Annotated in this window: 1 protein-coding gene; it reads right to left on the bottom strand. The window is 68.9% G+C overall.

What is annotated here, in order from left to right; all coding sequences use genetic code 11:
* Nucleotides 1-910 (bottom strand): porin (locus tag QWY84_RS20030; protein ID WP_290204828.1); only part of this gene is annotated, 910 nt, incomplete at both ends.

The following is a 910-nucleotide window of genomic DNA, read 5'->3' as shown; positions in this document are numbered from 1 at the left end:
TGTCGTCGCTGAAGTAGGTGGCATACACCGTCGCCTGCTCATCCAGCGCCACCTCGTAGCCCACCGCCCAGCTGCGCCGCGCCCCGGCCTCGACAAGCACCGAATGGCCCCCGCCGCTCGCGCTGCCGGTGCTCAGCGATGCATCCGAGTAGGCGTACGAAGCGAGCACCGACCCCGGACCCGCCGGCACCGACACCCCCACCGTGGCCGTGTTGCTCGAAAACGCGTCGCCCTCGGCCGCCGCGTCCACGTCATTGTCGATGTACTGATACTGTGCATACGCCGTCAGTACACCAAAATCGTAGCTCGCTCCCAGCAATCCTGCATACTGCGTCCCCGGATCCGCCGGCGCCGCCGCATCCTGATAGAACCCCGTGGTCGACAGATCCACCATGTGCCCCGCAGCGGCCACCACCAGCGCCCCGGCACGATACACGGCGTTGGCGCCCACGCGGTTCTCGCCGCTGGCGCCCTGCTGCTCGCCGAACCCATAGACCACGTTGGCCGTGACACCGCCGGCACCCGGCGCGGTGTACATCACGCTGTCGCTCCAGCCCGAGTCCCCCACCAGGCTGCTGCGCCCGGCACCCGCGTAGGTATGGAAGTTCGCCGGCGAGAACACGAACGAGCCCCCGAAGGCGTTGGTGAACACCATCGGCAGATACAGCGGCGCCGTCACCCGGCCGCCCCGCAGCGTGCCGTAAGGGCTCTCCAGGCCGACGTTGGCGTTGCGGGCAAAGAAATCATCCCCGGGGAATCGCCCGTAGTCCGCATCATCCGGCCGGTAGAACAGCTCCAGCGCCGCCACCGCCGCCACATCCTCGGACAGCCCATGGCGCGCACCCACGCCCACGTACGAGGTGTCCTTGCCGCCGGCATCCAGCTCCGCCGTGCGCTCATCCACCCCCAC

The sequence above is a fragment of the Aquisalimonas lutea genome, assembly GCF_030409225.1.
GTDB lineage: Bacteria > Pseudomonadota > Gammaproteobacteria > Nitrococcales > Aquisalimonadaceae > Aquisalimonas > Aquisalimonas lutea.
The sequence above is the reverse complement of the archived record's forward strand: the minus strand, read 5'-3'. Positions and strand labels throughout refer to the sequence as shown.